The sequence below is a fragment of the Pseudomonas sp. CBZ-4 genome, from assembly GCF_000346755.1.
Taxonomy (GTDB): Bacteria; Pseudomonadota; Gammaproteobacteria; order Pseudomonadales; family Pseudomonadaceae; genus Aquipseudomonas.
The window spans coordinates 22130-29650 of the sequence record NZ_ANNV01000043.1 but is presented as its reverse complement, the minus strand read 5'-3'; the positions used below and the strand labels follow the sequence as shown (position 1 = coordinate 29650).

Annotated in this window: 5 protein-coding genes; 1 reads left to right on the top strand and 4 read right to left on the bottom strand. The window is 64.3% G+C overall.

The features are described from left to right. Positions 1-52: 52 nt before the first annotated feature. The 4 genes from B348_RS0106230 to B348_RS0106215 all read right to left on the bottom strand — a co-directional run bounded on the left by B348_RS0106230 (position 53) and on the right by B348_RS0106215 (position 6028). Complete coding sequence (locus B348_RS0106230) at positions 53-1738, bottom strand: ShlB/FhaC/HecB family hemolysin secretion/activation protein (RefSeq protein WP_017735282.1); 1686 nt, start codon at positions 1736-1738, stop codon at positions 53-55. A 174-nt stretch (positions 1739-1912) separates the two neighbouring features. Then, entirely contained in the window at positions 1913-3532 is a 1620-nt protein-coding gene (locus tag B348_RS01000000129790; RefSeq protein WP_017735281.1) for a collagen-like triple helix repeat-containing protein, read from the bottom strand. Positions 3533-3833: 301 nt separating this feature from the next. Then, positions 3834-4682: a MaoC/PaaZ C-terminal domain-containing protein gene (locus B348_RS0106220; protein ID WP_017735280.1), complete on the bottom strand. Its 849-nt coding sequence runs from the start codon at positions 4680-4682 to the stop codon at positions 3834-3836. Positions 4683-4684: 2 nt separating this feature from the next. Next, complete coding sequence (locus B348_RS0106215; protein WP_017735279.1) at positions 4685-6028, bottom strand: 3-oxoacyl-ACP reductase; 1344 nt, start codon at positions 6026-6028, stop codon at positions 4685-4687. 113 nt (positions 6029-6141) lie between these two features. Here B348_RS0106215 and B348_RS0106210 point away from each other — a divergent pair, with 113 nt between their 5' ends. Then, the gene (locus B348_RS0106210; RefSeq protein ID WP_017735278.1) at positions 6142-7419 is read left to right on the top strand and encodes an acetyl-CoA C-acetyltransferase; all 1278 of its coding nucleotides are present in this window, start codon (positions 6142-6144) and stop codon (positions 7417-7419) included. The last annotated feature ends 102 nt before the right edge of the window (positions 7420-7521 follow it).

Sequence of the window (7521 nt, the reverse complement as noted above, 5' to 3'; positions counted from 1 at the left end):
CCGCTATCGCAGGCAAGCCAGCTCCCACAGAAGTCTCCCTATACACACATCATCAGAGTTGGTAACTAAAACTCAGCGTATACCGCGGTCGCCGGTCAAAGCTGTCCAGCGCGACGTCCGACAGCGGCTTGGCCGCCTCCAGCGCAATGTTGTAGTACTGGCTGTCGCCAAAGCGCAGGCCCACGGCGGCGGACGATAGGTCGTTGCCCCTGATCGGCAGTACGTTGAACCAGGTCTTGGCGCGGTCGAACACCACGTACGGTTGCAGGATGCGCACCCAGTCGCCGGCACGGTTGTAGCTGTAGTTGATCTCGTACGCCAGGCCCCAGCCCTTGTCGCCCGAGCCCTGGTCGTCGGGGTAGCCACGGGCGAAATTCTGTCCGCCGAAGGTGGCGCGTTCGCTGTCGGGCAGGGTGTCGTCACTCCAGTAGAACGCCGCGGAAAGCACGCCCTGGAAGTTGCTGCCGAACAGCTTGTTGCTTTGCACGCCGGACAGGCGCAGGCGGAAGAAATCCAGGTCGGGTTTTGTCCCCTCGAAGTCGCTGCGGGTCTTGGCGCCCAGGCCATTGATACCTTGGTACAGGCCGGCGCTGAGGATGCGCAACTGGTCGGTGTCGGCCTTGCGCCAGTCGCCTTCGAAGGCCAGGGCGCGCAGATTGGTTTCCAGGTCAAAACGGTTGGGGAAACCCACCAATTGATAGCGGGTTTTCTGATCGACGCCATAAATGCGCGTGCCGAGGCTCAACGATTCGGTTGGCGAGGCAATCACCGGGTGGCTTACACCGATGGAAAAGCGGTCGATGGCCTGGTGCGGCTTGAGCTGGAAACCACCGTCCAGTTGCACGTTGGTGCCCGGTTCGGCGCGGTAGTGTTCGCCTGACAGTGCAAGCTGGGTGCCCTCGGCGTTGACGAACTGGCTGTAGGCGGCGCGGTAGTAGTGTTCCTTGTCGTTGCCCGGCGGCGCCAGGGCGCTGACGGTCAACTGTTCACCCATCGACGTCTGCGAGTTGCTGGTGGCGCTGACCAACGCTTGCAGGCCGCCACGGCTGGCCTGGTTAAGGCTCATGCTGGTGGTGAAGGGCTTGCGGCTGGCGGTGATCTGCATGTGTGTGCCGCCATCGGTGGTGCGCGGTGGCGGCACTTGCGCCTGCAAGGTCACGCCGGGAATCGCGCCCATCAGCGTGGTGTAGCGCTCGAAGGTCTTGCGGGTGAGTGGGCGTTCGGCCTTGAGTTTGTCGGCGAGCTTTTCCACGTAGGACGACACCGAGCCGATATCGCCTTGCAGCTGGTAATCGCGCACATAGCCTTCCACCAGCACTACGTGGACCAGGCCACCGTCGAAGCTTTGTTCCGGCAGGAAGGCATAGGACAGCAGGTAGCCGTCCGTTTGGTAGCGCTTGGTGATGCTGCGGGTGGCCTCGATCAGCTGGGCGATGTTGGTTTCATGGCCAATCAGCGGTTCGAAAGCCAGCGCCAGTTCCTTGAGCGGGTAGACCGTGCCGCCGTCGATCTGCAGTTTGCTGATGGTCACCTTGGTGTCCATCAGCAGCGGCTGGGCTTCGCTGGCCGCAGGCGTTGGCAACTGGGTTTGCGGGGTGTTTGGCCGGTAGGCGTCGGCGGGCAGGTTGGGCACGGGCAGGTTGCGGATGGTGTCGTTGCTATTGAGGAAGCTGGGTAGGGTTTCGGCGTGGGCGTAAGCACTGAGGGACAGCAACAACAGCGGCGTCAAAGCGCGCATAGGACACTCCATGGTCAAAACTGCAGCAGCGTTTCGCAGATTCCCGCCGGGCTCTGGGGCGCGGTTCGGGTGCCTTTCATTGGCGCATAAAAAAGACGAGAGACTTATTGGGTCTCTCGTCTCAACCAAGCGTAGGCGCTGTAGGGGAGGCCGTCTAATCGGCCAGGTGCAATTCTATTTTTTGCCGGTCAGGCCACCGAGCAAACCGCCCAGGCCGCCGCCGCTGGTGCTGGCCCCGGCACTGGCGCTGGCGCCGGCAGATGCGCTGCCGCCCAGGCTCAGGCCGCCGCCGAGCAAACCACCACCGCTACCGCTGGTACCGCCGGTGACCAGGCCGCCGACCGAGGTCACGGTGTTGCCGACTGCGCTGACGGTGCCGCCCAGGGCATTGGTGACCGGGTTGGCATTGGTGCCGGTGATTTTGCCGCCCAGGCCGCTGACGGCGCCGCCGACGTTGGTCACCAGGCCGTTGACCGGAGCCCCCAGGCCAGTGGTGTTGCCGACGTTTTGGGTGAGGCTGGTGACGCCACTGGTGACCGGGTTGAGCGCGCTGCCAAGGCTGGTGGTGAGTGCCGCGACCGGCGCACCGGCTGCGGTGTTCGGTACGCCATTGCCACCCAGCAGCGTGCCGAGGGAGGCAACCGTGCCGCCTACGCTGCCACCGGTGACGCCAGCTGCACTGACCACGCCGTTGGTGTTGCCTGCATTCAGGCCGTTGCCGGCGCCGGCGATCACGCCGCCGATGAGTTCCGGCAGGCCGAGGTTGCCCGTGCCGATGCCGCCGCCGGAACCGCTGCCGGTGCCAGTGGTTGGGTTGACATAGCCGCCGGCGCTGCCGACCACGGTGCCCACGCCGCTCAGTACGCCACCCACGGCGCCCGTCACAGGGTTGCCGGTGCCGCCAGTGCCGGTGACTTTATCGCCTAGGCCGTCCACGGTACTGCCGACTTTATTCAGCAGGCCGCCAACCGGGCCGCCGAGGCCGGTTGCGGTGCCGACTTGGCCGGTGGTTTTTTCTACGAGAGAAACCACTGGTACCAGCACTTTGGCACCCACTGTATTGGTGACCGAACCCAATGGACCGGTGGTGCTGGCGGTGCTCAGGGTGTCGCCGAGCATGGTCACGACGTTGCCGACTTTATCTACTACACCGCCGACCACGGGGGCTGCGCCACTCACCACCGGCACTTGGCCGAGCAAGGTGGCAACGTTGCCGCCGGTGGTGCTCACGCCATCACCGAGGTCGGAGACGGCGTTGCCCACACCTGCAACGGTGGTGCCCAACGCATTGCTGTTGGTGCCGAGGGTGCCCAGCCCGCCTGACAGGCCAGTGCCGAGGCTGCCGACCGCGTTGCCGGTCGCGGTGACCAGGCCGCCCGTGGTAGCGCCGACAATCGGCAAGCTGCCCAGGGTGGTGCCGAGGCTGCCGACCGCGGTGCCTACGCCCGTTACGGTGTCGCCTACGGTGTCCACGACCGTCGCGGTGACCAGTGGGGTAGTGGTGCCGCCACCGGTGCCACCGCCCGTACCGCCGCCAGTGCCACCACCGGTGCCGCCACCCGTGCCACCGCCGGTACCGCCACCCGTGCCGCCGCCAGTGCCACCACCGGTTCCGCCGCCAGTACCGCCACCGGTACCACCGCCCGTGCCGCCGGTGCCGGCCGTTGTATCGTCGGTGGAGGACGAACCACCACTGTGATGCCCGCCACCACCGCTGCTGCAGCCGCCGAGCGTCAATGCTACTGCCAGGGCCAGCGCGGTACTTGCTTTCCAAAACACTACTTGAGTTTTCATGATTGAGTTCCCTGCACCTGTACAACCTTAGTTGTCTTCAAACACTCGCCACTTCTGTGGAGGGCGATGCGTTTGTCCGTAGGGCTATAACAGTCCAGGGGGCTCTTTCTGACAATGCTCAACTTGGTATTAACGATTTATATACGGTCGTAAAGTCTCTGCTTAGGGACTAATACCAAGGATATAAAAGGAGGATGTATCAAGATGTATATGTGTTTTGAATCAATGGGTTGAACGAAATAGCGGACCTTATAAGGTCCGCTATAACTTAGGGTGTATATATACAATTAAGCAGTTTGTTTCAGGCGATCGGCTGCCATTTGCCTACCATATGTTCAATATCGCCCGCGCCGCTCAAGCGTAACTCACCCGCTGAGCCGGCAGCGCTGGCAAACAACGTCACTTCACTGGGCAGGCGCACGGGTTTCCTGAACTCGACGCTGATCTCGACATTGGCGGCGGGCAAGTGTTCGCCCAAGGCGGCGAGGGTGTACGCCTTGTTCCACAGCCCGTGGGCGATGGCCTGGGGAAACCCGAACAGCTTGGCGGTCAGGGCGCTGAGGTGGATCGGGTTGTAGTCGCCGCTGACCCGCGCATAACGGCGGCCGATATCGGCGGGGGCTTGCCAGCGCGTCAGCTCGCTGATGTGGGTGGGGCTCGGTTGCGCCGCGTCCGTGGCGTCGCCGTCGAGCTTTACGCCGCGGCAGAGCATGCGACTTTCGGCTTCCCACAGCAGGCCGAGGGCATCGCTGACGGTGGTTACCAGCTCGAAGGTCGCGCCCTTGGGGTGATGCTTGAGATCGTGTGCGTGGACGCTGAGGGTCAGTTCGCTGACGCCGCCCAACGGCCGGTGAATGCGGATGCGGTTGCTCAGGTGAATCAGCCCCAGCAGCGGGAAGGGGAAGCGGTTGTCGGTGAGCAACTGCATCTGCAAGCCGAACGCGAGTACATGGGGATAAGTCGCCGGCAGCATCGGGCTGTCGGCAAACCCGCAGACCTTGCGGTATTTGGCGACAGCGCTGGGGTTGACGGTCACCCGGCAGCGCAGCCCGCGCTCGGGCAACGTGCTGCCGGTGATCTTGCGTTTGAGTGCCGCGCGCCAGTACAGCGGCGGCAGCGACGGGGTGCTGTCCAACGTTTGCCAGTCCATGCCTACGCTCCCAAGAGACTTTGCCCACATACCCGCAGCGCTTGCCCGCTGACGGCACCGCTGCCCGGCTGGCCGAGCCAGGCCACGGCTTCGGCCACGTCTTGCGGCAGACCACCCTGGCCGAGCGAGCTCATGCGTCGCCCGGCTTCACGCAAGGCAAAGGGGATATGCGCGGTCATCTGGGTTTCGATAAACCCCGGCGCAACGGCGTTGATGCTGATCCCCCGGTCTTTGAGCAGCGGCGCCCAGGCTTGTGCGAGGCCGATCAAGCCGGCCTTGCTCGCGGCGTAGTTGGTTTGCCCGCGATTGCCGGCGATACCGCTGATGGACGCCAGCAGCACTACGCGGGCGTTGTCGTGCAGGGTGCCGCTGTCGATCAATGCTTTGGTCAACACTTGCGGGGCATCGAGGTTCACCGCCAGCACCGCGTCCCAGTATTCCGGGGTCATGTTGGCCAGGGTTTTATCGCGGGTGATGCCGGCGTTGTGCACGAGGATGTCGAGGCCATCGGGCAGGTGGTCGATCAACTGCTGGGCGGCGTCGGCGGCGCAGATGTCCAGCGCTACGCTGCGTGCACCCAGGCGAGCGGCGAGGGCTTCGAGGTCGGCCTTGGCCTGGGGCACGTCGAGCAGGATTACATCCGCGCCGTCACGGGCCAGGGTTTCGGCGATGGATGCGCCGATGCCACGGGCGGCGCCGGTGACCAGTGCCTTGCGCCCGGCGAGGGGGCGGGTCCAGTCCTCGACTTGCGTCGCGCACGCCTCCAGGCGAATCACCTGCCCGGAGATGTAGGCACTTTTGGGCGAGAGGAAGAAGCGCAGCGCGCCCTCCAACTGGTCCTCGGCAGCGGCGCCGACGTAGAGCAATTGCAGGACGCCGCCATGGCGCAGCTCCTTGGCCAGGGCGCGGCTGAACCCTTCGAGGGCACGTTGGGCGCTGGCGGCGAAGGGGTCGTCGAGGCTTTCCGGCGCACGGCCGAGGATCACCAGGTGTGCGCTGTGATCGAGGTTTTTCAGCAACGGCTGGAAGAATTCGCGCAGTTGCTTGAGCTGGTCGGTGTGTTGCAAGTCGCTGGCGTCGAACACCACCGCCTTGAGCTTGGGGCCATGGCCGGGAATCCAGGTCGACGCCTCGGCGCCGTAGGTGTAGATAGCGTCGGTGAGCTTGTGGGCAAATGCCTGCACCTTTCCCGCCAGCGCGCCGCCGCCCAGCAGCAGCGCCCCTTCCACCGGGCGCAGGCGTCCGGCTTGCCAGCGTTCCAGGCGTACCGGTGACGGCAGGCCAAGGGCGGCGACCAGGCGATGGCCGAGGCTTGAGTTGGCGAAGTCGATATAACGGTCAGACATGGAACGCTCTCCGAAAGCTGGGGTTCAAAGGGTTGACCACCCCGGGACGGTAGTCGTTCGATCAGCCTAGGCTAGGCTGAATGATTCCACCCACAACCTTCAGGGAGCTTTCCATGACTCAATTGCGCCGCGTAGCGATCATTGGCGGTAACCGCATTCCCTTCGCCCGCTCCAATGGCCCGTACGCCACGGCGAGCAACCAGGCGATGCTGACGGCGGCGCTGGAAGGCCTGATCGAGCGCTACAACCTGCACGGCCTGCGCCTCGGCGAAGTGGCAGCGGGCGCGGTGCTCAAGCATTCCCGTGACTTCAACCTGACCCGCGAATGCGTGCTCGGCTCGCGCCTGTCGCCGCAAACCCCGGCCTATGACATCCAGCAAGCGTGCGGCACCGGGCTGGAAGCCGCGTTGCTGGTGGCCAACAAGATCGCCCTCGGCCAGATCGAATGCGGGATTGCCGGCGGTGTGGACACCACGTCCGACGCGCCGATTGGTGTAAATGAAGGGCTGCGCAAGATTCTGCTGCAAGCCAACCGCAGCAAATCCATGGCCGACAAGCTGAAAGTCCTGCTGCAACTGCGCCCTCATCACCTCAAGCCGGAACTGCCGCGCAATGGCGAACCACGTACAGGGTTGTCCATGGGCCAACACTGCGAGCTGATGGCGCAGACCTGGCAGATTCCCCGTGCCGAGCAGGATCAGTTGGCCCTGGACAGCCATCAGAAAATGGCGGCGGCTTACGCGGAAGGTTGGCACAACGATTTGCTCACGCCGTTCCTCGGCCTGACCCGCGACAACAACCTGCGCCCCGACCTGACCCTGGAGAAACTCGCCGCGCTCAAGCCGGCATTCGAGCGCAGCGAAAAGGGCACGCTCACGGCGGGTAACTCCACGCCGCTCACCGATGGTGCGTCGTTGGTGCTGCTGGGCAGCGAGGCCTGGGCGAAAGAACGCGGCTTGCCGATCCTCGCGTATCTGCGTGATGGTGAAGCGGCGGCGGTGGATTTCGTCAACGGTGCCGAAGGCCTGCTGATGGCCCCGGTGTATGCGGTACCGCGCTTGTTGGCGAGGAATGGTCTGACGCTGCAAGACTTCGATTACTACGAGATCCACGAAGCCTTCGCGGCCCAGGTGTTGTGTACGCTCAAGGCGTGGGAGGATGCGGACTACTGCAAGACGCGCCTGGGGCTGGATGCACCACTGGGGAGCATCGATCGCAGCCGGTTGAATGTGAAGGGCAGCTCGCTGGCGGCCGGCCATCCGTTTGCGGCAACAGGCGGGCGCATCGTCGCCAACCTGGCCAAGTTGCTGGATGCGGCAGGCAAGGGGCGCGGGCTGATTTCCATCTGCGCGGCGGGCGGGCAGGGCGTCACCGCGATCATTGAACGGTGAAAGTGGCCCATTGGATGCATTCTTGAGTGATCAACGGTCGGTAGCCCCTCCCACCGGCGAGCCGATTGCCGTATAACGAGTGCCATACGCGTATTTGGTAAT

Excerpts from the sequence above, each read along its gene's own strand:
- B348_RS0106210 (WP_017735278.1), top strand. The coding sequence starts at position 6,142 with ATGACTCAATTGCGCCGCGTAGCGATCATTGGCGGTAACCGCATTCCC.
- B348_RS01000000129790 (WP_017735281.1), bottom strand. The coding sequence starts at position 3,532 with ATGAAAACTCAAGTAGTGTTTTGGAAAGCAAGTACCGCGCTGGCCCTG.
- B348_RS0106215 (WP_017735279.1), bottom strand. The coding sequence starts at position 6,028 with ATGTCTGACCGTTATATCGACTTCGCCAACTCAAGCCTCGGCCATCGC.
- B348_RS0106220 (WP_017735280.1), bottom strand. The coding sequence starts at position 4,682 with ATGGACTGGCAAACGTTGGACAGCACCCCGTCGCTGCCGCCGCTGTAC.
- B348_RS0106230 (WP_017735282.1), bottom strand. The coding sequence starts at position 1,738 with ATGCGCGCTTTGACGCCGCTGTTGTTGCTGTCCCTCAGTGCTTACGCC.